This is a genomic window from Amycolatopsis sp. WAC 04169, assembly GCF_003947535.1.
In the GTDB taxonomy this organism is placed as follows: Bacteria; Actinomycetota; Actinomycetes; order Mycobacteriales; family Pseudonocardiaceae; genus Amycolatopsis; species Amycolatopsis keratiniphila.
The window spans coordinates 1-23,747 of the sequence record NZ_QHJI01000021.1 but is presented as its reverse complement, the minus strand read 5'-3'; the positions used below and the strand labels follow the sequence as shown (position 1 = coordinate 23,747).

Here is a 23,747-nt window from a genome sequence, read left to right as displayed (position 1 = left end):
GAAGCAAGAAACCGCAGCTCGAAGGCATGTTGACGGCCCGCCAAGACCGTTCCCACAAGCCGTCTCGCGCCCTCCGCGGGGTTTCGGGGCGGCGCACCCCTGTGGATGGACCGCAGAGTTCCCCGAAGGGCCCGCGCCGCGCTCGACACCGGCCTCGGCGGGGTGGAAAGTCCCTGTGAAAGCCAGCCACTTCGATAGTCGTCCACCGTTTCCCGGACCAATACCCCGAGCGTCAAGGAGGCCGTCATGCGATTTCGCTTCGCTCTCTTCGGCCAGGTCCGGGTCTGGAATGGCGACGAAGAGATCCTCCTGGGGCCGGCCCATCGCCGCACGGTCCTCGCCGTTCTCGCGTTGCGCGCCGATCAGGTCGTCACCCGGTCGGAGTTGATCGACGCGGTCTGGGGTGAGCATCCGCCGGCGAGCGCGAACGGAAGTATCTACACCTACGTGTCGGCACTTCGGAAGCTCTTCGCGGCGCAGGAAACCGATCCAGGCACTCCGACGGTCCTCGAGTCGAGCGCGACGGGTTATCGCCTTCGCGTTCCAGGCGAGGCCATCGACATGGTCCGCTTCGAAAGCCTGCGCGAAGAAGCTCGTCGCCGCTACCGGGACGCCGATCCCGCCGGGGCGATCGCCGCGCTCGACGAAGCCCTCGCCCTGTACCGCGGGGAGCCGCTGGCGGAACTGCCCGGTCCGTTCGCGGCGGCGCAACGCGAGCGATTGAAGGAACTCCGGCTCGACGCCGTCGAGCAACGCGCGCGAGCGCTGCTGGATCTCGGTGAGCACGCAAAGGTCGCCACCGAATTGTGTGACGTCGCCTCGCGGCACCCGATGCGCGAACATCTGCAGGACCTTCTGTTGCTCTCGCTCTACCGGAGCGGCCGCCGTGAGGAGGCCCTGGAGGTCTTCGAATCGGTACGGGCGATCACCATCGAACAACTCGGCACCGAACCGGGTTCCGCCCTCACCACCCGCTACGACCAGATCCGGTCGGACGACCCGGCGCTGTGGCCGATGGAGACGGGTGACACCTCGGGGCTGGCGCGCCTGCGCGCGACGGAGTTCGTCGGCCGGGCCGCCGAACTCTCCCGGCTCCGGTCCGCGATCACCGGGGTCGAGCAAGGCCGCGGTGGTGTGCTGTGGATCGAGGGCGCGGCGGGCGTCGGCAAGTCCGCGCTGGCGGCGGAAGCCCTCGCCGACGCGCGCTGCGCGGTGGGGATCGGCGTCGCCGACGAATTCAGCCCGGCCTCGCCCTTCCGACTGGTCCTCGACTGCCTGGGGGTGCGGCTCACCGCGGCCGATCCCCGCCGCGCGGCGCTCGCACACGCCCTGAAGATCCCCCGTGACCGGAATTCCGCGGCCGACGCCGAATCGATCATCGGGCTGGTACGAGAACTCTGCGCGCAGGCGCCGTTGATCCTCTTCGCCGACGATCTACAGTGGATCGATTCGGCGGGCCTGTCGGTCTGGCGGGAGCTGGTCCACCTGACCACTCGGTCACCGTTGCTGCTCATCGGTTCCCATCGTCCGCTCACCGCGGGCGCGGCTCTCGGCGAACTGCGCGATCAGGCCGGGGAATCCCTCAGGCTGCAGGACCTGCGCGACGACGAGGCGGCCGACCTCCTGACCGTCCTCGCCGGACCGTCACCGGAGCCCGCGGTCGTCGCTTTCGCCGGGACAGCGGCGGGAAACCCCCGGATCCTCACCGACCTCGTCGACGCCTGGCGGGCCCACGGCGCACTCACCGAGCCGGACGGCGAAGACCGGCCCGCGCTGCCGGTCTCCGCCGCGCAGGTGATCAAACGCCGGCTGGCGTTCCTGTCCGCGCGCGCCCAGGAGGCGTTGCGCTGGGCGGCTCTGTCCGGCCCCGAGTTCCCGGAGCGCGACCTTGCGCTGGTCCTCGAGCTTCCGGCGGCCGAGGTGGCGCGTCTGGTGGACGAACTCGTCGACGCCGGACTGCTGGCGCGCACCGGGAAGGGGCTGCGATTCCGGCAACCCGCCGTCCGCCAGGCTTTCCACACGACGATGCCGCAGGCGATCCGGCTCGCGCTTCACCGGCAGCTCGCGGAAGCCCTCGACGCGGCCGGGACCGAGGTGGATCACGTCGCCGACCGGGTCGAGGCCGTACCGACCTCGGTGGATTCGTGGGTGCGGGACTGGGTGCTCCGCAATGGACACACGCTGGCCCCGGAATCGGCGAAGACCGCGCTTCGGCTCGTCCGGTGGGTCAGCTCGGCACCGAGCACGATGGCAGGCGAACGCGGACATCCCGAAAGTGTCCATAGAGGACTGACCGGCGGGTTCGCCCACGGCTATCCGGGACCTTCGTCACCCGACATACCACCGCAACGGATTTCGGACGGCGTTCCTGACGGCGCCCAAGGCCGTCTCAGGGACCGCCTGCCGCCGGAATTGGCCTGCCGTCCCGAACCCCCGTAGCCCCGCACACGCGTTTCGTCCTCTGAACGCGGTACTTGCAACGCGCAAAGACCCTCTTCGCCGATTGGCGAGGAGGGCTGTCTTCATGTCCGGCGGTGTTCGTGGTCCTCGACTTTTCCTGTCGCTCCTTCACCACACCCGGGGCCCGTCATGTCCGTCGCGCCCCCAGCGCGCGACGGCTCCTCGGGCTCAGATGACGCCGGCTCGCAGGGCGTACGCCACGGCGTGCGGGCGGTTTCGCAGGTGCAGCCTGTTCGTCATCGAGTAGATCACGCTCTTGACCGTACGCTCGGAGTAGCAGAGTTCCTCGGCGATCTCCGCGGTGTCGAAACCGTCGGCGATCAACCGCAGGATGTCCACCTCCCGCGAGGTCAGTCCGGCCGCTCCGAGCCCTCTGGGGGACAGCACGTCACGCTGCAACCGCCGCACGTTCTCCAGCAACTGTCCCAGCAGGTCCGGGGGCAGCGCCCCACGACCGGATCCCGCCGCGCGCACCACCTCCACCAGCCGATCGGCGGAGACCTGCTCGCGGGACAACACCGCCACCACGCGGCATTCCACGGCCGTCATCACCTCGTGCTCCTGCAACTCGTTCGTCACCAGCACCGTGGGCACGGCCACCTCGCCCGCCCACTGCTTGAGCTCGGCCACCACCTGCGACGACATCCGATCGGCCTGGACCACCCGCACGTCGTTCGCGGTCAGCGCCGCGCAGTCCACCACTTCCACTTCCGGCCGCGACCGGAAGTAGCTGGTCAGCCCCACCTGCGTGATCGCATCGAACGCACGAACCCCTACCCGTACCGTCTTCACCAGAACCTCCCGCTCGCTGTATCTGTTGTCCGAATGCGACATCCGCTGCTCCTGAATCACCTGGAGCGCCTCATATCGCGCCTGTCCGGAAGGCGTACGCCACCGCGTGCGCCCGCGAATTCAGTCCCATCCGGTTGATGAAGCCGTAGAGGACGTTCTTGATCGTGCCCTCGGAGTAAGGCAGCAGGTCCGCCATCTCCTCGGTCTGGTAGCCGTCGGCTATGAGCCGGAGCACCGCGAGTTCACGGTCTTCCAGGCCGGACAGCGTCAGCCCCTCCGGATCGAGGACCTCGGTCCGCAGCCAGTTCAACCGTTCGAGCAGGGTGCCCTGGAGGGAGCCCGGCAGGAACGCCGCTCCCCTGCTGACCGCGGTGACCATCGCGGTGAGGGAGGTGTTGGTGACGTCCTGGCGGTGCAGGAAGGCCACCACACCGCATTCCACGGCGGTGAGGATGTCCTCGGCGCGGAACTCCCGGCAGACCACCACACACTTCAATGCCGCGTCGGCACCGAGCCGGTTCTGCAGCCGCCGGAGGTAGGCGAACACCTCGACGCCGGCGACCCCCTCCACCGCCACCACCGTGACGTCCGGGGCGTCGACCCGGTCCTGCTCGGGGTCGTCGACACGAACGTGCAGGTGAGGCGACCGTTCGAGCAGAGTGCGGACGCCGGTCGCCGTGAACGGGTCGGGCGCGTGCACCAAGACCTCGGCGCTCTCCACGACTGCCTCCCTCTGACTGATTTACCAGTGAGGAAAGCCTGGGCTCGCACACTTCACTTGACCTCTATCGCCCGACCGGCGCACCGGCGGCTGGTTCTCAAGGACCAGTTTCACGGGACCGGACGCGCACCGTCCGCCGCACCGCCCAGTTCCGTTCCCGGCCGCCGCGCATCAGCCGCAGCGCCGGCACCAGCACGAGGGCCAGCACCACCGCGACGACCAGGCTGAGGACCGCGACCACTCGGCCGTTCCCCTCGTCTTCGGGATCGGGTACGGGACTCATCGGCGGCGGGCTCGCCAGCTGCTTCAGGACACCGGCCTCTTCCGGGAGCACCCTGGTCACGGCCGCCACGACGTTCACCGTGCCCCAGCCAAGCCCGGGATCGGGACGAGCCGCCGCGGGCGGATCGGCGGTCACCTGGAGCCGATGCTTGACCTGGCCCGCGCTGAGCTGCGGATGATAGGCCCGCACCAGCGCCGCGGCACCGGCGACGAACGGCGCCGAATAGCTCGTCCCGGTGCCTTGCCACTGCCCCGGCCCGCCGGGGCCGATGCTCGTCACCCCGACACCGGGGGCGACGAGCGACAGGAAGGACCCGGTCTGGGAGAAGTCGGCGTGCTTGCCATCCCGGTCGATCGCCCCCACCGCGATGACCCCGGGGTAGGCGGCGGGGTAGGTCACCGGATCGCCCTGTTGCGCGCTGTTGGCCGCGGAAGCGACCACCACCACGTCGCGATTCGCCGCGTACGACACCGCGCTGGACAGTTTCGGATCGTCCACCGTCGTGCTGGCCGACACGTTGATCACGCGCGCGCCGCCGTCCACGGCCGCCCGGATGCCGTCGCCCAGCGACGCCGCCGTCAGGACCGGCGCGGAGCCGTCCTCGCCTAGTTTGGCGCACCGGATCGGCAGGATCGACGCGCCGGGCGCGACACCGGCGAACCCGGTGGTGGAGTCCCGCGAGGCCGCGATGATCCCCGCGACGAACGTACCGTGGCCGTAGCAGTCCGTGTCCGCGCGCTCACCCGGCGCCGTGACGTCGACCCCGGCGGTGACTTTCCCGCCCGAAAGCTGTGGTGAGCCGCCGTCCACCCCCGAGTCGACGACGCCGACGGTGATCCCGGCTCCGGTGGTCAGCGGCCAGACCCGTTCCGGTGCCAGCCGTTGCTGGGCCCACGGCGCCGACCGTTCGGTCCCTTGAGGCGGACCGAGGCAGCCCTTCTGGTCGGTCGGCAGCGGCTGCGGAGGCTGCTGGGCGGAGGCCGGGGCGCCGGAGAGGACGGTGAGGAGGACGACGGCCACCAAGCTCGCCGTCGTTCCGAGCAACCGCGGCGGTCTCATGACGCCATCACGGTCGAATGCCCGCCCGCTCGTCCCGGTGTCACCATGGTCTCGGCGTCCCACTCGACGAGTGGGCTGGTCAGCCGGGCGACCGCCCCGGGACCGTCCACCAGCCGGAGGGCGTTCTTCCGCCGCCGGGCCAGCACCGCGTCGAGCTTGCCGAGCGCCCGTTGATCGCGTTCGTCGAGTTCGGTGGTGTCGCCGGGGACCTCGCCCGGCGCCAGCTCGCGCAGCAGGACCGCGATCCGCGGGGCCCGGGGGCCCTCGATGTCCGGATCCTCGCTGTCGTCGGCGCGGCGCACCGCCAGCGCCTTGAACCGCGCTCCGGCACCGAACACCACTTCGTCCGGTGTTCGCTGGCCCAGCAGCTCCGTGGTGCGCCGGGCCGTGGCGGGCCAGATCAGCACATCGACCGCGGCGTCGGTGACCGTGACGTCCAGGTCGAGACTCGCCGTGAGGAATCCGGGCTCGACGTGGACCGAGCCCGGTTCGACCGGCTCGTCGGACCGGCTCTGGCGCAGGACCGGCCGCCGGTGCATCGGCAGGCGGCGGATCCCCGAGGACAGGCACTCGAGCTGGCCGGGCAAGCCGTTCTCCTGGCCGGACCGGACCGCTCCGTTGACCGCCTGCGCTCCACCACGGCCTTCGCCAAGGAACAGGCATACCGCGGCGTAATCGGCCTTCACCCCGGCCGAATCGTCCTGCCGCATCGATGGCCAGGTCGCCAGGGCCGCGTTGACGGTGGCCAGCGCCTCGCTGAAGTCGTGCCCCGCCGCCGCGGTGAAACTGGCCTGCTCCGTCGCTTTGCTGCCCCGGTCGGCGACCGCCAGCGGCGTCGGTCCCGGAGCCACCGAGAGCGGGTCGCGCCGCGGCGCCACCGGGACGGGCGGCGTACCCGGCGCCGGATCGGGCCCGGCGAGTCCGGGAGAGCCTTGCGCGGCGGGCGGCACGAGCGGTTCGGGCGGGTAGGGCGACGGCTCCGGCGCGCCGGGAGGACCGCCGGTCGCCGGTGGGGTGACCGGCCGCGGGTGGGCGGGCGGCGCCGGAGCGGACTCCTCCCTGCGTGCCGGAGGCGCCTCCTCGGCGGGACCGGGCCGGGTGCCCGGCATTCCGGAGACCGTCGGAATGGGCATCGCCGACATCGTCGCGATCCTCGCCGCCGCGGCCACGCTCGGCACCGCCGGCGCGTTCGGCGGTGCGGCGGGCGTGACCGGCTCCGCCGCCGGGGCGGCCGGAGCCTGAGCGGTGGGCGCAGGGGCGGGGTTGACGGGCGCCGGATTCCGGTGCGGTGCGGCCTTCGCCGTCGACGGACCGCCCGCCGCGGCGAGTCGGGACAGGACCGTCCGGGTCGAGTCGTCCGGCTCGCCGGCGACGCGGAACCTGGCGCGTGCCCGCAGGGCGGGGTCCAGCCCGGACAGCAGCTTCTCCACCGCGTGCAGAAGAGCGCGGTCGACCCGGGATCCGGGGGTGCCCAGCTGAAGGGTCCAGCCGGCCGGGTCGAAGGGCAGCGCGGTCGAGGCCGGGTCCGCCGCACCGGAGCGGACGACCAGGCCCGAGGGCACGACGTCGGCCCGCACGTCATCCAGCCGGTAGGTGCTGGGACCGACCCGCTCCCAACCGGCGGGAGGGGGCACGACGTCGAGGACCATCTGGTCCCCGCCGCCCATCGGCTGGCGGAGAAAGGTGGCGAACGACGGGAACCGCGTCCGCGGCGGCCGGTTCCCGGGCCCCGCGGTCGAGAACCCACCCGGAACGATCACGAGATCCCGGCCCAGGCGCAGAGTGGTCTCCGCGAGCCACGCGTAACCCGCCACCGCGGGTTCCCCTGGGACGAGCACGAAAGACTCCGGCAGCGACCGGAGCACCTCGGCGACGGACGCGGGGGAAGGCGCCACCCCTTGACCGCCGACGAACACCCGGGGCGCGCGAGGGTCCACCGGAATCCAAGCCACCGGGTCGGACAGCTTCGTGGGAGTCGTCCGCAGGTCGCGGACGACCAGCCCGGCGGGTACCGGATCCACCGCGACCGGCCCCCGCACGAACGGCTGAGCCGCCACGGCGGTCTCCCACCCCGGCCGCGGATGCCGCATCCCGCCGAACTCGGCCCCCTGCCCCGGCCGGAACAGGCGCCAGCCGGTACCGCCGGTCCCGTGCCCGGCGAGCAGGGCCGCGCCCGGCCGGTCGAGGAAGCCACCGTCCGCGGCGAACAGGTCGGTGCCGAGCCGGTCGGCGAGCCGCTGCGCGATCGCCGTTTGCGCGCCCAGCCGGGGAAGCCCGATCCGGACGGTGAGGGCGCCGGTCTCCCGGCGGGCGACCCCCACCAGATCCGGGAGGACACCGAAGACCGAAGGATTTCTGGCGGCGACCGGCGAGACCAGCACGAACAACTGCCCGTCCACGACGGGCGGCCACGCGAACCGTCCCGCGTGGTCCACGGTTTCATGGCGCTCCCGCACGAGCAGGTGCGCCCCGCAGCGGTCGGCGACCAGCGCGGCCGCGGAATCTTCAGCCATCTTCTCGCTCCAGCTTTCCAGCTCCGGCGCCGGGTGGCGCCGTGTCCGGTCCGGTCTCTCAGGTTTCGACGTCGGCCGCGGTCAGCAACGTCATGTCGGCCGACGAGGGATCGTCGATCTCGGCCAGCCGAGAGGCTTGGCGATCGGTCATCCGCTCGAACACCCGGCGCGCAGTCCGGCCGTTGCCGAACGTGCCGTCCTTCGGGATCGCGTCGAAGTACTTGAGCAGGACTTCGACGGCGTCCTCGGTCAGCCGGTAGTCGTGCTTCGCGCACTGCACCCGCACGATCGTGACCAGTTCGTCCGGCGTGTAGTTGGCGAACTCGATCGTGCGGCTGAAACGCGACTCCATCCCGGGGTTGGCTTCGAGGAAACTCAGCATCTCGTTCGAGTACCCGGCGGCGATCACCACGACGTCGTCGCGATGGTCTTCCATGAGCTTGACCAGGGTGTCGATCGCCTCACGGCCGAAGTCCGGGCCGGTGCCGCCCTTGCCCGAACCGGAGCTCAGCGTGTACGCCTCGTCGATGAACAGCACCCCGCCGAGCGCGGTGTTGAAGGCTTCGGTCGTCTTGATCGCCGTGCCGCCGATGATCTGCGCGACCAGATCCGCCCGCGCGACCTCGATCAGATGTCCCTTGCGGAGGACGCCCAGCTGCGCGAGCACCTGGCCGTAGAGCCGGGCGACGGTCGTCTTCCCGGTGCCCGGTGCCCCGGCGAAGACCAGGTGGCGCGCCATCGGTGGCGCCGAGAGTCCCGCGTCCTTGCGGCGCTGCGCCATCTTGTTGAGGTTGATCAGGGAGTTGACCTCCCGTTTGACCCCGGCGAGGCCGACCAGCGTCTGCATCTCGGCCAGCGGATCCGCCACGCTGTTCCGGGCGGCCGCCGCCGGCTGATCCGGCCGCGCGGCGGGAGCCGCCGCGCCCGCCGAAGCGGAAGTGCCGTAGGCGTCGGGTGCCAGATTGCCGCCGGAGACGAGACCGTGCACCTCGATGGCCGGATTCGGATGGGTCTGGCGCAACCCGCTCGCGTGATTGTCGCGAACCGTGCAGCCGGAGACGCGGACCGCCTCTTCGGTGTCCAGCCGGATCCCGTCGGCCGATCCGCCGGTGAACTCCGAATCGGTGATGGTGCCCGAAGCGCCGTCGGCGAACAGGCAACCGGCGCCCGCGCTGCCGTGGACCCGGCTTCCGGTCACCGACACGTCCGCCCCGGAGCCCGCGTGCACCCCTTCGGCGCCGGTGCCGGACAAGGCGCTGTCGGTCAGGGTCAGCGCGGCGCCCAGCACGCGCACCCCGGCGTCCGCCGTGCGGCTCAGGCTCAACCCGGTGACCGACGGGCGGGCCCCGTCGGTCACCATGATCCCCACGCCGCGGCCTTCTTCGATTTCGAGGTTCTCCCAGGTTCCCCTCGCCGCACCGGTCATCTCGACGGAGGCACCGTCACAGCCGAGCACTCGCAGGCGGCGGAAGAACGGATCGGCGCCGTCGTCGACGCGCACCCCCGCGATCGTGCAGGCGGAAACGGTGACCCGGTCGAATTCGGGCACGCTCCGGGCACTCACGCCGATGCCCACTCCGTCCACATCGGACACTTCAGTGCCGGTGGCGGTCCCCGCCGCGCGGCCGGTGTAGTGCACGCCGTGGTTTCCGGCCGTCCGCACGGCGCAGCCCCGCAGCACCGGGGCGCATCCTTCCGCCACGAAGATGCCGTCGGCCGCGGATCGCTCGACCACGCACTCCTCCAGCACCACCGGTTTCGAGCTCGCGAGATAGAACCCGACCGTTTCGGCGTCGGACACGGTCAGCCGGGTGGCGGTGAGCGTCGCCTCCTGCTCGACGGCGACCGCGGGCTTCGCGGCGCGGGCGACCGTCGTGTCCTCGACGGTCAGCTTTCCGCGCCCGTTCAGGCAGATCCCGTTCCCCGCCGCGGTGTCGACGGAGCAGGAGCGCATGAGCAGCACCCCGTCCTCCGCGACGACGACCCCGGAGGTCCCGAGCGCTTCCAGGCGGCAGGCGTCGAGCACTCCGCCTTCGGGTGAGGTGACGACCACCCCCGCGCCGACGGAGTTGCCGATCTCGCAGTTCCTCATGAGGAGGGTGCCCTGGGCCGCGGCGAACACGGTCGTCCAGCCCTCCGCCCGCACCGCGCATTCCGAGACGCTCAATTGCCCGCGAGCGACCAGGATCGCGGGGTTCTCCTCGTCGGCCGAAGCGATCGTCAGCCCGGCGAGCGCCGCGGAATCCGAGTCGAGGATCACCGCGACCCCGGAAGGCGGGGCCACCCGCACCGAACCGAGACCGTCCTCGGCGGTGATCGTGACCGGCCTGGTGAGCACCAGGTTCTCGGCGTACCGGCCCGGCCCCACGACGATCACCGCGCCGTGCGGGGCGGCGGCCACCGCGTCGCCGATGCGCCGGTAGCCGTTGCCCGGCCCCTGCGCGACCATGATGACGTTCTGGTTCACGTTCCGCGTTCCTCCTCCGGGCCTGCCCCGGTTCGCGTGCTCATGCCCCGACCTGCTCGGTCCAGCCGTCCAAATCGGACGTCGCCAATCCGTACCGGTTGCGGCAGCCCACCTTGCTGTAGAGCCGGGTGAGGTACTTTTCGACGGTCTTCTCGCTCATCTGGAGGCTCCCGGCGATCTGCCGGTTCGTCCGTCCCTGCCGCACGAACCCGACGATGCGCACCTCGATCTCGGACAGTTCGAGGCTCTTGGCCCGCACGACCGGCACGGTCAGGCCGCGGTCGGCCATCGCCTGCCGGACCGCCGACGCCAGCTTGGTCGCGCCAAGGTCCTGAGCGGTCTCGTAGGCTTCGGTGAGCAGTCCGAGCGGTTCTTCGGCGATCCTGCCCACGGCCAGGCACACGGTGGCCAGCCCGAACCGGTCTCCCCTGGCCCGGACCAGCTCCACGACGGCGGCCGAACCGACTCGCGCGTCCTCGGCGAGGCCATGGGCGAGGGCGGTGACCTCGGCGCTCCACAGCGACCCGAACCGCTGGTGCTGCGCGTCGGCCTCGGAGCGCAACCGGCGAATCCAGTGCGCTTCCCGGTACTCCGCCGCGATGAGCAGCAAGCGCGTGAGCGAGCGCATGATCCCCGCCTCGTCGGGGAGCCTTGCCCCCGCTCGGTAAACCGCCCAGCCTTCGTCCAGGGCTTCGGACGCCGTCCCGCTCACGACACGCGGCCCCATGGCCGCCCACAAGGCCAACGGGGAAACCTCCGCCGCTTTCGCCTTGTCGAGCCAGGCCGCGGCGCCGCGGTCATCCCCGCGCCAGCCGCAGATCTCGGCCGCCAGCAGCCGCGTCCGCGTCCGCAGTGGTTCCGGCGACGCGGGATCGAGCTCCACCTCGCGGGCGGCGCTGAGCGCCTCGTCCCAGTCGCCGTCGAGGTAGCCGCCGTACACGCGGTGATAGGCCGCCAGCGGCCCGTGCGCGGGCAGCCGGTGGTCCGGCCCGAGGACCAGATCGAGCGCGGGGGCCAGGTCGCCGGAGGCGCAGGCCGCTTCGACCCGGGCGTCCGCGACCGCCACCTCGGCGACGGGGGCACCGAGAACGGCGAATTCCGCCAAGACGTCTTCGAACCGGACGGGGGAACCGGACAGCCACCGGTTCACGACCGGGCCCTGTGCCACCGGCTGTTCGGTGGACACCGCCGTTCCCGCGCAGAGCGACACCATCGCCGCGGCCGCCATCTGTGTCCCGCTGGAGTCCCCGTCCTGTTCCAGGAGCAGGCCCGCCAGCTCGGTCGGCGCACCGGAACGGGCCAGCAGGCGCACCAGTTCGGTCCACGCCCGGTCACGTTCCTCACCCGGTTCGGTGTGCCACCAGGACACGTACCGGTGGGCGATCAGCTTCGACCGGTCGAACGGCTGGAGCCGCACTTCGTCGTCGCGAAGCAGACCGACGAGCTCCGGGCGGGGCGCGAGGGCCCGGCCCGCGGCGACGACGTGCTCGGCGAGGATGGAGATCGGGCGCGCGTACCGGGACCGCGCGTCGAGCAGCTGGCGCGCGATCATGCGATGCAACCAGGTGACCCGGTCCGCTCCGGTCTGCTCGACGACCGAGGCCGCCAGCGCGGGACAGAGACAGGTCAACCGGCCGGGGGTTCGGGTGTGCAGCACCCCGGCGCGGACCAGCGCGTCGGCCCGGCGGGTGAAGCCGGTGGGCGAACCACCCGTCGCCATCGCGAGCACCGGGAGACCGTCGATGTCGAGGCCGCCCCGCCCGGCGGCGAGCAGCACGAGATCCCGTCCGTCCGCGCCGAACTCCGAGACCGTCTCCAGCAGGTGGTGGTCCGGAGCGAGGCTGACATCGCGGCCGGGCTCGCGGAGGCAGACCGCCCCGCAGACCGGAACGAGCCGCCCCAGCCGTCGCAGATCGGCCACTGTGGACAGCAAGGTCCCCGGATTCCCCCAGAGCGGACCGAGCGCGGATCGCACGGCGTCCCGAAGCGCGATGTCGACCGGAGCGCCGACGGCCTTGCGCAGGAGCCTCTCGGACTCTTCCCCGGTGAGCGACCCGAGTTCGACGACGGTGTCCGCGAGGGTGCGCAGCCGTCCGGCCACCGGCCCGCCGGGCGTGCAGGCCGCCACGACCGGCCGGCCGAACCGCTGCAGGGCGGTGAGCACCGGTTCCGGCTCCGCCAGCAGATCCGCGTCGTCGAGAAGCACCACGACGCGGCGCGTCCCGCCGAGCCGGGCGAACAACCCACCCACGGCGTTGAGCAGCCGGTAACGATCCCAGGCCGAGGCATAGGCCTCTTCCTGGCACTGGCGGACCACGGCGTCGACAGCCTCGGAAAGCCGTGGACGACCTGCGAAGGATTCGAACGCGCCCCGGATCGCGGCGACGAGCAAGGTGATCCCGTAACGGTCCCAAGCCGGAAGAGGACTGTCGCACGACACGCAAAGGGTGGTGACGCCTCCTTCGCGTAAACGACGGCCGAGCTGGGTCAAGGTCGCCGACTTGCCCGCGCCGCGCTCGCCGGACAGCACCGACAAGGGCGCTGGGCCCGCAGCGACGGCGGCCGCGCCGGCGAGCGTGGTCAACTCCGCACGGCGTCCGACAAAACCATTGCCCTGCCGCGCCATCCCATGTTCCTTTCCGCTACATCACCCGGATATCCAGCACACCACCCACGACTCAAGTAAATCTCTATCCACCGAAATCGGCATCCGCGGGCCCGCCCGATGTTCTTTCAGGCAGAACCGATGGACGAAAAAGCAAGTGAGGCGCTCCCGCTACCCGGACGAGCTACTCCGAGCTGCCATCGGATCGACACGCCACCTTCGAGAAAAGAGCTATTTCACCGAAAGCACGAAGGGCACCCGATGCCGTCACCTCGGTCGGCAACGGTGACGCAGGAACTACCCGGCATCCGCATCCTTTCGCGGACTTCACGCGGTTTTTCGGCTTGGTTTCCTGCTCCCACCAACGACAAGCCATGCTATTCGATCACCTCGGCCACTTGTCCCGCACCCCTCTTCCAGGGCACAGGGAATCAGTTCCCGGAACGCAGTATGGGCCGGGGCCCCGACCAGGTAAAACCCACGTCTCGCCTGATGGGACAATTCTCCGACACCATGGGATGACCTACCGGAAAACGAATACCGGTGACCGAAGGAACGAGTTCACGGCGAACGAAATCGCCCTTTTTTCCAACCGGCCGAGTCCGCCATGAGAATCCATCCGGCGTTCCTAGGGGCAGAATCGCCGGAAATTTTCGCTTCGCGCGGCCACGAACGGTTCGTAGCCGCCTCTTCGTCGGCGACGATTCTCGGCGTGGAGGATCTGTTCGATACCGTAAACGAATCCGATGAGCCGCTCGTGCTGGTGACCGGCCGGGCCGGCGCCGGGCGCACGACGGCGCTCGCCGAACTCGGTACCCGGGTACGCGAGGACGGGGGGCGGGTTTCCGCCGTCCGGTTCACCGCGCGCGGGGACGTGCTGCCGTCGCTGTTCAGGACCGGCGCGGCCGATTCGGTGTCCGTTCCCCGCGAGCCGACTCTGGCCTCCTTCGGCCCGGTCGCGGGGGCCCGGTCCGATCAGGCGGTGGCCGAACGGGCGGCGGCGGCGTTGCTGGCTTCCCTGCAGCGGCCCGGCGGCCGGTCGTTCCTGCTGATCGACGACGCGCACTGGGTCGACCCCGACTCACTCGCGATCCTCTCCGCCCTGACCCGCCGCGCGGCGAGCGGCACGATCCGCTGCGTCTGCGCGGTCCGGACCCCCGTGCTGGAGCCGGTGGCCTCGGAAGCGGTGGACGAGCTCCGGAAATCCGGTCTCGTCCGCCATTTCCGGATGCGTCCGATGTCGAGGACGGAGATCGGCCGGGAGGTGACCTCGACCGCGAGTGTGCTCCCGGAACCCGAACTGGTCGATTTCCTGCACGCGCAGAGCCGCGGGGTCCGCGCGGCCTTCCACGAGGCCTACGAGCACCTCGAACGGCTCGGCCAGGTCAGGGTCGTGGACAAACGGGCCTACCTGGTGCCCGCTCCGCGAGCCGGCGCGCCGATGTCCCGCGGAGGGATCACCGAGATGTGCGCGGGACTCGGTCCGAGCGTCCTCGGCACCGCCGAAGCCGCGGCCGTCCTCGCTCCCCTCGGGCCAGCCATGCCCGTACTGGCCGCCGAAGCGCTGGAGGTAGCGGAGGAGGCAGTGATCCGCGACCTCGAAGTCCTGCGCCGCCACGGCGTTCTGCACAAGGGGGCGGACAGCGGCTGGCGGTTCGTGATCCCGCAGATCGCCTCCTCGCTGATCGCGGGGATGGGGCCCTGCACGAAGCAGCAGTTCGCGGCGAAGGCGGTCACCGCGGTCTGGACGGGTGCGGCGGCCTGCCCGGATGCCGACTACCTGAGCGACCGGGTGGTCGACGCGGGCAAGCTCGTCGACTCGCGGCGTGCTCTCGGGCACCTGCTCCGGCAGAGCACGGCGGCGAGTGAAGACCGGATGGAGGTCGCGCTGCGCTGGCTCGGCGCCGCCGTCGAACTGGCCGAGAACCGTTCGCAGCGGATGATGATCCTCCTGACCCACACGGCGATCTGCCATTCGCGGGGGAAGTACGCCGAAAGCCTGCACGGGGCGCGCCGGTTGCTGGAGAACTTCGCCGACCACCTTTCCGCCGGGACCGCGCAGGAACTCCAGACCGCGGCCGTGGTCGCGCTCGGGCGGCTGGCCCGGACCGAGCCGTTGTCCGCCTTGGCCGAAGGCCACCACCACTGGCCGGGCACCCCCGAAGCCACGCTCGTGACCAGGGCGCTGGCGTGCGGCATGCTCGACCGCTGGGCCGAAACCGACCGGCTGCTGGCCGAAGGCGCCGACCAGTGGACCGCGGGCAACACCACGTCCGCGATGTTCGCGAGCCTCCACCGTAGCTTCGCCCGGCTGTGCGTCGGCGACCTGCGCTATTTCGAAACCTCCATCGAAGACCGGGCCGGGTGGCCATTGCGCACGGTCCGGCGCTATCACGCCGAGCAGGTCAACCTGCACGTCGCGGGTTTGCTGACGAGCGGCGAACTCGGGCCCGCCGAAAGCCTGCTCGCCGAGGAGGAGCTGCCGGAGGAAGAACTCCACCCGAGCAGCCGGGTGATGATCGCCGCGCTGAAGGGCGACATCGACTCGGCGACCGACATCGCGCGCCGCGCCCTCGCCTACCGCTCCAGCGGCGGTTTCGACGCCGGTTACAGCGGCATGCACCACCTGATCGTTTCGATGCTGGCCTCCTGCGGGAAATTCGCCACCGCCCGGCAACTGCTCGCCAACGCACGATCGACGAACCCCGTGCTCGCGCACCTGCTGGATCTCGCCGACGCGGAGTACGACCTCCTGCTCGGCGATCCGGTGAGCGCGGCCGCGAAAGTGCGCGCCGCCCTCGCCTACGCCGAAGCACGCGGGATCGTCATCGGCCTGGACCTCGTCTGGGCCCTGCTGGCCGACCTGACGATCGATCTGGGCGATCGCGCGACCGCGGAACGCTGCCTCGCCGACATCGAACGGCTCGCGGAAACCACCCCGACCGTCCGCAACGTCATCCACGCGCTGTTCGTCCGCGCGATCGTGACCGGTGATCGCGCGGCGGCGGCCGAATGCCTGCGCCGCTGCGGTGAACGCGGGCAGCCGCTCGAACAGACCAAGATCCAGGCCAAGCTGATCAAACACGGGGTCGCCGATCCCGACGGGCTCAGCGAGGTCTACGAGACCCTCGGTGCGCACGGTTGCCTGCTCGTGCGCGCGCGGACCCGCAGCATCATGCGTGAACGCGGTATCCCGGTGCCCGGACGTCAGGAAGCCGTAGCGGAGAACGAACATCTGCTCGCGGTGCTGATGTCCGAGGGCCTGAGCAACAAGCAACTCGCGTCGGCCTTGCGCACCAGTGAGAAGAGTGTCGAAGGAAGGCTGAGCAGGCTCGCCTCCCGAACCGGCCACCGGTCACGGATCGAACTGTCGAAGGCTTTGCTCAACGGCGAGTTCGAGACGGGAGCACCATCCGCCTGATTCACCGCTTCTCCGCGTCGAGGACACCGTCCGGTGACTCGGCGGTCGCCCTGATCACGTCGGCCCGCACCCGCATCGCCGCCGGGGAGCCGGGATTGAGCAGGACGTCCACCCCGGTTTCGGGCAACGCGGCAGCCAGCTGGGGCAAGGTCACCTCCACCCAGCCGGGAACGTCGAGCAGGGCGCGGTGCCCGTATGCGGTAGTGGCCAGGACCGAGGAGACACCGTCCGGCGCACTTCGCACCAGGGCGACGTTCTTCTCGTCGACGGCCACCCCGAACACGGTGTCGAACAGTGTGGAGGTCAGGTCGTCCGTGAGGTCTTCGCCGACGCCACGCGCCATCGCGCGGAGCACGGCGTCCACCGGGTCCAGCGGTGCGTCGGCGGACCGCGGCCGGTAGTCGGGATTGGACCGGAACCGGGTCCACATCCCGTCGGCGGTCACGGCCCAGCCGCCCAGGATGGCGTCCGGTGGCGGCTCGGCGTCGTCCTCGTTTTCCGCGCCCCAGGCAGGATCGAGCAGCAGCTTCACCTCGCCGCCGTCGAACAACTCCACCAGGGTCGGCGCCGTGTCCTGCTTCCCGGTCATCGGCTGAGGCTCCCTTCGAGCACGGATCCGGCGGACATGCCCGGCAGGCGGCCGACCTCGCCGTCCGGCGTCGGCTCACCGGCTTCGGTCCGGCGCCAGCGTTCGGCGGACTGCCGCAGCGACGACAGGATCAAATCGTCCAGTGAACGCGCGCGCTTTTCGAGTTCGCGATCGCTCAGTTCCCTCAGCAGCACTCGTCCTCGTAGGCCGTCCGCCGGTTCGACGACGTCGAGGACCGCGAACGAGGTACCCGGCGGGAAGACGACCCCCTTCCCGTTTCCATCGGGCCGTTCCACCAACCGTCCGGACATGGACCAGACGAGCAGATCGGTGGTCCCGGCCCCGAGCGGCGGAGGCGCGAGGGACATCGCACAGACGCCCGGCTCGACCAGGACGGCGCGTTCGTCGAGCGACGCCCATTGGGCCACGTCCGGAGCGACCGCCGCCACCGTCGCACCGCGGTGCCGCGGCAGGTCGACGATGCCTTCCGCCGCGCGCCTGCCGAGCGCGGCCAGCGGACCGGCCGCGTCCATCCCGGCTTCACGGCCCAACGGACCGAGGAGCAACCGCGCCGCCATCAGATCGGTGAACGCGTCCTGGTCTTCTGCTTCCACCGCATCGGCGAAATGCTCCGGCCAGGCCTCCCGGATGAGCGCTCGATCGCGGACGGGGTCCGGCACGGAGTCGACGGGAGCAACCTGCTCCGGTACGAGCGCGTCGTAGATCGGCTCGGGGTCTTCGGTTTCGTCGGACTCGGCCGACGGGTCCGTTTCGAGAACGGCCATGCCGAGACCACGCGAGCCGGTGTCTTCGCTGTCCGCGTCCTGATTCCCGCCGACGAGTTGCATCAAGAGGACCAGCGACTCTTCCGTTTCGCCCTGCTCTTCGGCGACGGGGGCGGCGGCCGTCGGTTCACCGGACGCCTTACGTTCCCCGGGGTGAGCCACCCAGCTGGTCGGCGGCGCCGGCTCGATCCCGTCGGTGGGCACCACCCGCACCGCCACCCCGGTGGCCTGCCGCAGCCTCTCGGCCACGTCTTCCGCGCCTTGCCAATGGTGCGCGGTCATCTCCCCGTCCGACGCGTTGTGGAACACGGTCGGCGCCCGCGGATCCGGTGGCAGGGTACGTACGAAGTCGCTGTGAACGGGCTCTTCCTCGCCGCGGATCCACAATCCCGCAGGCACTACCTCGACCACGGTGTCCGAGTCGTACCGGTAAACCCCAGCAGCGACCTTCGGCAGCCTCGGAATCGGTTTCCGGTACGTGCGCAAGACCGGTGCCACCCGGCCGGTCTCGTCCGTGCCTTGCGGCCGGTAGGCCACGGTGTGGGCGAACATCGACCAGCCGTGGGAGCCGTCAGGCCATAGTGCGACGACTTCGGGACCGTTCACGGACTGCACCGGCAGGCCGCAGTAGACGACGATCTCCGCGCCGGTCGAGTCGGAAAGCGCCTGTCCCATCGGCTTTCCGGCGTCGGTCCGCACCGGTCCGAATTGGACGAAGCGCAGAAGTTCCCGACGCGGCCCGACGAAGGATTCCCACCATCGCGAAACCACGTCGATCGGCAACGGCGCCAGACCTTCGGCGCCGAGCGCGACGAGGATCTCGTCGGACCGGCAAGGCACCCAGCGAGTCAGCCTGGACCGAGCGGCGCGGATCCACCGGTCGTCGCCCGCCGCCCGGAGCCAGACACCCGACGGCAGCGGTTCGGCGACGACGTCCTTGCCGAGCACCTGGGTCTCGGCCAAGGAACCCGGCACGTCCCAGGACGGCTGCGGCAACCTCCTGCCCGCCCAGGTCGCCTCGGCTCCAGGGCGGTACCGCACCCAGCGGCCGTCGGTGACCGGGTCGTCGAAGGACACACCCGCGTGCGAGGGCCGCACCGTCCCGTGCGGGAGCAGGACCGCGCTTCCGAGAGTTTCCGCCAGAGACTGGCCGTCCACCCACGAAAGGTCCTGCCCCGACGGGACGGGAACCAGGCGCACTCCTCGCGTTCCCACCGGGAGTACACCGGCGAGTTCTTCCAGTTCGCTCTCCGGCAGGTCGACGACCAGCAGGCGGTGATGCGGATCCGGCGCCAGCGACGACGCGAACAGACGGGCCCGATGGGGCACGGCACCCGCCAAGTGGACGACCTCGACATAACCGGCGGGGGTTCGTTCGATCCCGGCCGCGGCTTCGGGCTTGGTGCTCGGCCCCGCACCGGCTCGTGCGCGAAGCCTTTTCCAAATGGACACACGTGCTCCTTCGGGCAGGTCCGACGAGTCCGTCCGGACGGCGGGGAAACCCCGTGTCCGCGAGAAATGGTGCCCTCGGCCCGGCCGCCGGAGAACCTCGTTCCCCGGATACCGGCGGGATCGGCTGGACTTCCCTCACGAACACGCGGCGTCGTTCACCGCTCTCCGGCGAGCAGGCGCTCCAGCTCCGAATCCCAGTCCAGCAGCCGGTGTTCCTCACCTAAGGGCACGATTTCGGCGGCGCACGCCAAGAACTCGTCCAGCGCCTGGCGCGGCGCGGCGAGCACCGCGGTCCCGAACGGGCTGGTCAGCTCGATCACAATCAGCGCGTGGTCGTCGGACGACGGCCGGATCCGGATGTCGCCGTGCCCAGCCGCCCTCAGCAGCCCATCGGCCAGCAGCTCACGCCCGAAGACCCATTCGACGAAATCGTCCTCGCCTCGCGCGAAGAAGGCCCGAACCGTGTACGGGTCCCGGCTGTCGTAACTGAAATGCCCTCGTACCTCGGCGCGTCCGTTGACCACGCAAAGGACCGTGAAATCCATCGGATGGCAACAAGTGGAATAGCCGGCCCCGCCGCCCGGGCCGGACGGTGGCAGTACATACTCACTCATGAAGGGATTTTCGTTGGTGTGACTTCATTTCAGCCCTACTCGGCGCACTGGAGGCGGCGAAACTTCAGGTGGTCGCGACGGCCTGATCGAGTTCGGGCTCCGGCCCGGTCATCACCAGTTGCTCGATATCACGGAACGTCTGGGTGATGGCGTCCAGCTCGTCGGCCCCGAATTCGGCCGTGGAGCGCACGAACCCGTTGGCGAGCCGCGTCGCGGACGGGCCGCCCGGGTTGAGCACGACGTCGTGCTCGTCCCCGAGCATGTCCACCAGACCCGCGAGATCGGTTCGCCGGACGTCCGGCGCGCGGAACCGTTCCCGATGGGCGTCGCCGGTGGTCACCACCAGCGACAGGGTGCCGTCTTCTTCCTTGAGCACCATCGGCCTGCCGTCGCCGTTCATCGCGACGTCGAACGGACGGCCGGCCATCATCACCTGCAGGTGCGCCGACCTCGCTTCGCCGTCCACGAGCATGTGCAGCACCGCGTCCAGCGGATCCGACGGCGATTCCTCGTCGGACGGCAGGTAGTCCGGATTCGCCGAGAAGGTGCCGAGCTGACCGTCGCCGGAGACGGGCCAATGCCCGATGACCGCCTCCAGCGGCGGGTCCTCTTCGTCGTCATCCGGATCGGGGTACCAGAACTGGTCGACGAGCAGGAGCCTGCCTTCCGGGTCCATCGGTTCCTCGCCGATCATCCTCATCCTCTCCGGCCGAAGTTTTTCGAGCACCTTAGGCAGCGAGGTCGGCCCAGTGCGCGATTCCGCGTTTACGTACAGTGCATCCCGCCCCAAAACACAGATCGAACACCGACGGTTCAGTTCGCGTCACTTTGCGTGACAGGTATCATCGCTGGACCGTGCCGATTCGAACCACCCGGAGACGCGATGCCGCCCGTCGATCGCCTTGCTCCCAACCGAGGCGCCCTGGCCGAACTCGCCAGGCTGGGCCGTTGGAGTGAAGCGAACAACGCCGCACTGGAAGCGATCCGCCTCCTGCAGTCCGAACCCACCGGCGTCATCGCGGCCGAACTGGCGGACCTGGTCTATGTCGCCGGCGGCCCCCGGCCGGGCCAGTCCCCGACCGCCGGGGAACGGCTGATCGTCCCGGACGAACGCGCCATCGCCATGCAGGCGCTGTCGGTGGTCAACCGCATCGGCGAGCTCGACGAAGCGGTCGAAGCCGCGGAAACCGCGTTGAGTTCGCCTGGACGCTGGGAGGTGGGCACTTTCTGGTACGCGGTGCTGGCTCTCGTGTATGCGGATCAGCTCGAGTCCGCGCGGGAGCACTGCGCGAGGGCGGTGCACAACGCCACGCGGTCGAGTTCCGAGCGCCATCGCCACGCGGCGGCCGTGCTGCACGCGAGGGTGGCGTTCCTGACCGGGGACTCGGTCACGGCCGCCAACCGGTTCACCGGTCTTCTCGCCTCCGGTGTGCACGATCAGCAGCGTGGTCTGGTGGTGGCCTGGACGGTCGCCGCCCTGGTCGACCTCGGCGCCTTGGAGGACGCCGGAGACCTGCTGCGCCAGAGCGGCTTGACCGGCCCGCTCGACGACGAGGGCGACCGGGCCGAGGTGCTGTGGTCGAGAGGGCTCCTGCACGAAGCCGTCGATCGCCCGCAGGCGGCGTTCGACGATTTCATGGCCTGCGGACGTGAACTGCTGAAACGATCCGTGATCAACCCCGCGGTCATCCCCTGGCGCTCGGCCGCGGCGCGGAACGCCTACGCCATCGAGCGGCGGGACATCTCGCTCGCGCTCGCCAGGGAGGAGGTCGTGGAGGCGAACCGCTGGGGCGCCCCCAATCCCATCGGCAGGGCACTCGGGGTGGATGCTCTCATCACCGACAGTTACGAAGGAGCCGCCCCCCTGGACACCGCCGCCGCTCTGCTGGAAACCGGCGGCGCGAACGCCGACCTGCGCGATCTCTGGTACGACTTCGGCGCCAAGCTCAGCCTGGAACGGCACTTCGCCGAGGGCGAGCAGGCCTTCTCCGCGGCCCGGCACCTCGCCGCTCGATCGCGTAACCGGTTCTGGGTCGACCGCATCGACACCGCGCTCCGGTGCTGGGGCGAAGGGGGCAGTTACCGCGAGCTGAGCCGCCAGGACTTCCGAGTCGCCTATCTCGCCAGGCTGGGCTTCGGCAACAAGGACATCGCGGCACGGCTGCACGTCTCTCTCCGCACGGTGGAACTCTGCCTGTCCACGGTCTACCGGAAGCTCGGTGTCCCCGGACGTGGCGGACTCCGCTCCGTCCTCTTCCCGCCGCTGTAACGATTCGAGGTGAAATGTTGCCTCAGCCGCGGTTTCCGCAGTTGACGGGCTGCCAAGGGCGGCCTAACGTCGTTGGCGAAATGTCCGGATCGACGATCCGGACGTGACGCGACGGAAGATCGAGGAGTACGAGCGGGAACTTGGCGATGGCCGAAGAGAGTCCGATGACGGCGCGAGTCCAGACGAGGCCGAGGCGATGACCCAGCTTTTCGAGCACACCCAAACCCCGGCCATACCTGGGCACGACGAGCCCCAGGAATTCCTTCCCGCTCCTCTGCACCCGGATTGCCTGGCGACCGAGGCCATGGCGGTCGGGCTGCAGGGAATCGACCGGAATCTCGCGACCCAGCTGGCCGACCGAGCCCTCGCCACCGCACCGTGCATGAACGACCTCCGCTGCGTGTGGCGGGCGGTGTCCGTGCTGCTCATCGCCCGTGCCATCCGGGCGCTCGACGCTCATTGCACCCGCCTCGCCGGCCGGGCCGGACCGGCGGGCCCCGCCACCGATCTGGTGTGGCCGCTGGTCCGCGCTCAGATCGCCCGGCTGGCCGGCGACCTGGCCGGCGCCCGGGACAGGCTGTCAGGGCTGGTCGGGCCCGGTGTTCCGCGCAGCGTCCGTCACCTCGCACTCGCCTGGCAGCTCGAAACCCTGGTGCGGGCGGGCGAGATCGAGGAAGCCGTGACCCTGGCCAAAGAAAGCGATCTCGACGGTCTGACCGGGCGCCCCTCGGCCCACCGGCCGTTGCTGCTGGCCGCGCGCGGCACCGTCCGGCTCGCCGAGGGCAGGTACCAGGAAGCCCTGAACGACTTCGTGACCTGCGGTGACACCCATGCGTTCGAGCACATGGCCAGTCAGGCCGTCCTGCACTGGCGCGCCATGGCCGCGTTCGCCGCCGCGGGGTGCGGCCGCCCGGATCTGGCCCGTTCGCTGGCCGATGGTGAGCACGAGGCGGCGAAGCACTGCGGCGCGCCGGCCGGAGTCGGTTACGCGCTGTATGTGAAGGCGATGGTCGCCGGCCAGGGCCAAGAGGTCGCGCTGCTCGGTGACGCGGTCCAGCTGCTCGAAGTCGCCAGTGCCCGGGTCGAGCTCGCCACTGTCTGCCTGGAATTCGGGCGTGCCCTCGCCGCCGCCGGCGATGCCCCCCGGGCGGCTGGGCAGTTCTCGCTCGCGGCCGAGCTCGCGCACGAAATCGGCAACCGACGACTGGCTGGGGAAGTCGCCGTCGAGCAACGGAAGGTGGACAACGCCCCGCCCCGCAAATCGCTGAGCCCGCAAGAACATCGCGTCGCCAGTCTGGCCAGGGCCGGGCTCACCAACAAAGAGATCGCGGCGAAGACCGAACTGACCGTACGCACGGTCGAGTTCCACCTCTCCGGCGTCTATCGCAAGCTCCAGCTCTCCAGCCGCAAAGAGCTGCTGGCCCCGGGCGTCGACCTCGGCTGACCCTGGATCCGAAACCGGTTTCGTTCGCGAAGTGATTCCCTCCGTTTAGGCCGATCGGGTTCCTCCACCCCGATAGCGGCCACCGGCCCGATGCAAGGTGACCTGCATCGGGCCGTTTCGTGTCCGCCGGCAGACGACGGCTTGGTTGTTCGGAGGAGGTGTCGCACTTGAGCAACGGGGGTGTGCACATTCCGCCGGATGTGCGGAAGTTCCTGGAGTTCACTCTGGGCTTGTCGTGGCCGGAGAGTGACGATCAAGGTCTGGTCGCGTTGT

General features: G+C 70.4%; 14 protein-coding genes. 4 read left to right on the top strand and 10 right to left on the bottom strand.

Translation table 11 applies throughout. The features are described 5' to 3' along the window. Window positions 1-246: 246 nt before the first annotated feature. Window positions 247-2,439, top strand: a complete 2,193-nt coding sequence (locus DMC61_RS40175; RefSeq protein ID WP_125695660.1) for a BTAD domain-containing putative transcriptional regulator — start codon at window positions 247-249, stop codon at window positions 2,437-2,439. A gap of 189 nt (window positions 2,440-2,628) precedes the next feature. Here DMC61_RS40175 and DMC61_RS40170 read toward each other — a convergent pair whose 3' ends face one another. The 6 genes from DMC61_RS40170 to DMC61_RS40145 all read right to left on the bottom strand — a co-directional run bounded on the left by DMC61_RS40170 (window position 2,629) and on the right by DMC61_RS40145 (window position 12,921). Then, complete coding sequence (locus tag DMC61_RS40170; protein WP_199750223.1) at window positions 2,629-3,294, bottom strand: response regulator transcription factor; 666 nt, start codon at window positions 3,292-3,294, stop codon at window positions 2,629-2,631. 28 nt (window positions 3,295-3,322) lie between these two features. Continuing rightward, window positions 3,323-3,973 (bottom strand): LuxR C-terminal-related transcriptional regulator, encoded by a 651-nt coding sequence (locus DMC61_RS40165; protein WP_125695659.1) that lies wholly within the window; start codon window positions 3,971-3,973, stop codon window positions 3,323-3,325. Between the two features lie 97 nt (window positions 3,974-4,070). Further along, window positions 4,071-5,315 (bottom strand): type VII secretion-associated serine protease mycosin, encoded by a 1,245-nt coding sequence (mycP, locus tag DMC61_RS40160; RefSeq protein WP_125695658.1) that lies wholly within the window; start codon window positions 5,313-5,315, stop codon window positions 4,071-4,073. After that, complete coding sequence (locus DMC61_RS40155; RefSeq protein ID WP_125695657.1) at window positions 5,312-7,828, bottom strand: hypothetical protein; 2,517 nt, start codon at window positions 7,826-7,828, stop codon at window positions 5,312-5,314. The genes mycP and DMC61_RS40155 overlap by 4 nt, the downstream gene beginning before the upstream one ends. 58 nt (window positions 7,829-7,886) lie before the next feature. Further along, a complete protein-coding gene (locus DMC61_RS40150; protein ID WP_125695656.1) occupies window positions 7,887-10,295 on the bottom strand; it encodes a right-handed parallel beta-helix repeat-containing protein in 2,409 nt (802 codons plus the stop codon). Between the two features lie 40 nt (window positions 10,296-10,335). Beyond that, window positions 10,336-12,921 carry an AAA family ATPase gene (locus tag DMC61_RS40145; RefSeq protein ID WP_125695655.1) on the bottom strand — a complete coding sequence of 862 codons (2,586 nt, stop codon included), beginning with the start codon at window positions 12,919-12,921 and terminating at the stop codon, window positions 10,336-10,338. A 691-nt stretch (window positions 12,922-13,612) separates the two neighbouring features. On the opposite strand from DMC61_RS40145, the gene DMC61_RS40140 reads away from it, so the two are divergent. Beyond that, window positions 13,613-16,321: an AAA family ATPase gene (locus DMC61_RS40140; RefSeq protein WP_158634174.1), complete on the top strand. Its 2,709-nt coding sequence runs from the start codon at window positions 13,613-13,615 to the stop codon at window positions 16,319-16,321. Between the two features lies 1 nt (window position 16,322). On the opposite strand, the gene DMC61_RS40135 is transcribed toward DMC61_RS40140, so the two are convergent. The 4 genes from DMC61_RS40135 to DMC61_RS40120 all read right to left on the bottom strand — a co-directional run bounded on the left by DMC61_RS40135 (window position 16,323) and on the right by DMC61_RS40120 (window position 20,455). Next, on the bottom strand, window positions 16,323-16,910 hold the full coding sequence (locus tag DMC61_RS40135; protein WP_125695653.1) for a type VII secretion system-associated protein: 588 nt from the start codon (window positions 16,908-16,910) through the stop codon (window positions 16,323-16,325). Continuing rightward, on the bottom strand, window positions 16,907-19,147 hold the full coding sequence (locus DMC61_RS40130; RefSeq protein ID WP_125695652.1) for a hypothetical protein: 2,241 nt from the start codon (window positions 19,145-19,147) through the stop codon (window positions 16,907-16,909). Before DMC61_RS40130 ends, DMC61_RS40135 begins: the two co-directional genes overlap by 4 nt. 155 nt (window positions 19,148-19,302) lie before the next feature. Continuing rightward, complete coding sequence (locus tag DMC61_RS40125; RefSeq protein WP_125695651.1) at window positions 19,303-19,761, bottom strand: SsgA family sporulation/cell division regulator; 459 nt, start codon at window positions 19,759-19,761, stop codon at window positions 19,303-19,305. Between the two features lie 64 nt (window positions 19,762-19,825). Continuing rightward, window positions 19,826-20,455, bottom strand: coding sequence for a type VII secretion system-associated protein (locus DMC61_RS40120; RefSeq protein WP_158634173.1), 630 nt, complete (start codon window positions 20,453-20,455; stop codon window positions 19,826-19,828). 189 nt (window positions 20,456-20,644) lie between these two features. Here DMC61_RS40120 and DMC61_RS40115 point away from each other — a divergent pair, with 189 nt between their 5' ends. Next, window positions 20,645-22,030, top strand: a complete 1,386-nt coding sequence (locus DMC61_RS40115) for a helix-turn-helix transcriptional regulator (RefSeq protein ID WP_158634172.1) — start codon at window positions 20,645-20,647, stop codon at window positions 22,028-22,030. 103 nt (window positions 22,031-22,133) lie between these two features. After that, a complete protein-coding gene (locus DMC61_RS40110) occupies window positions 22,134-23,474 on the top strand; it encodes a helix-turn-helix transcriptional regulator (RefSeq protein ID WP_125695648.1) in 1,341 nt (446 codons plus the stop codon). Window positions 23,475-23,747: the final 273 nt, after the last annotated feature.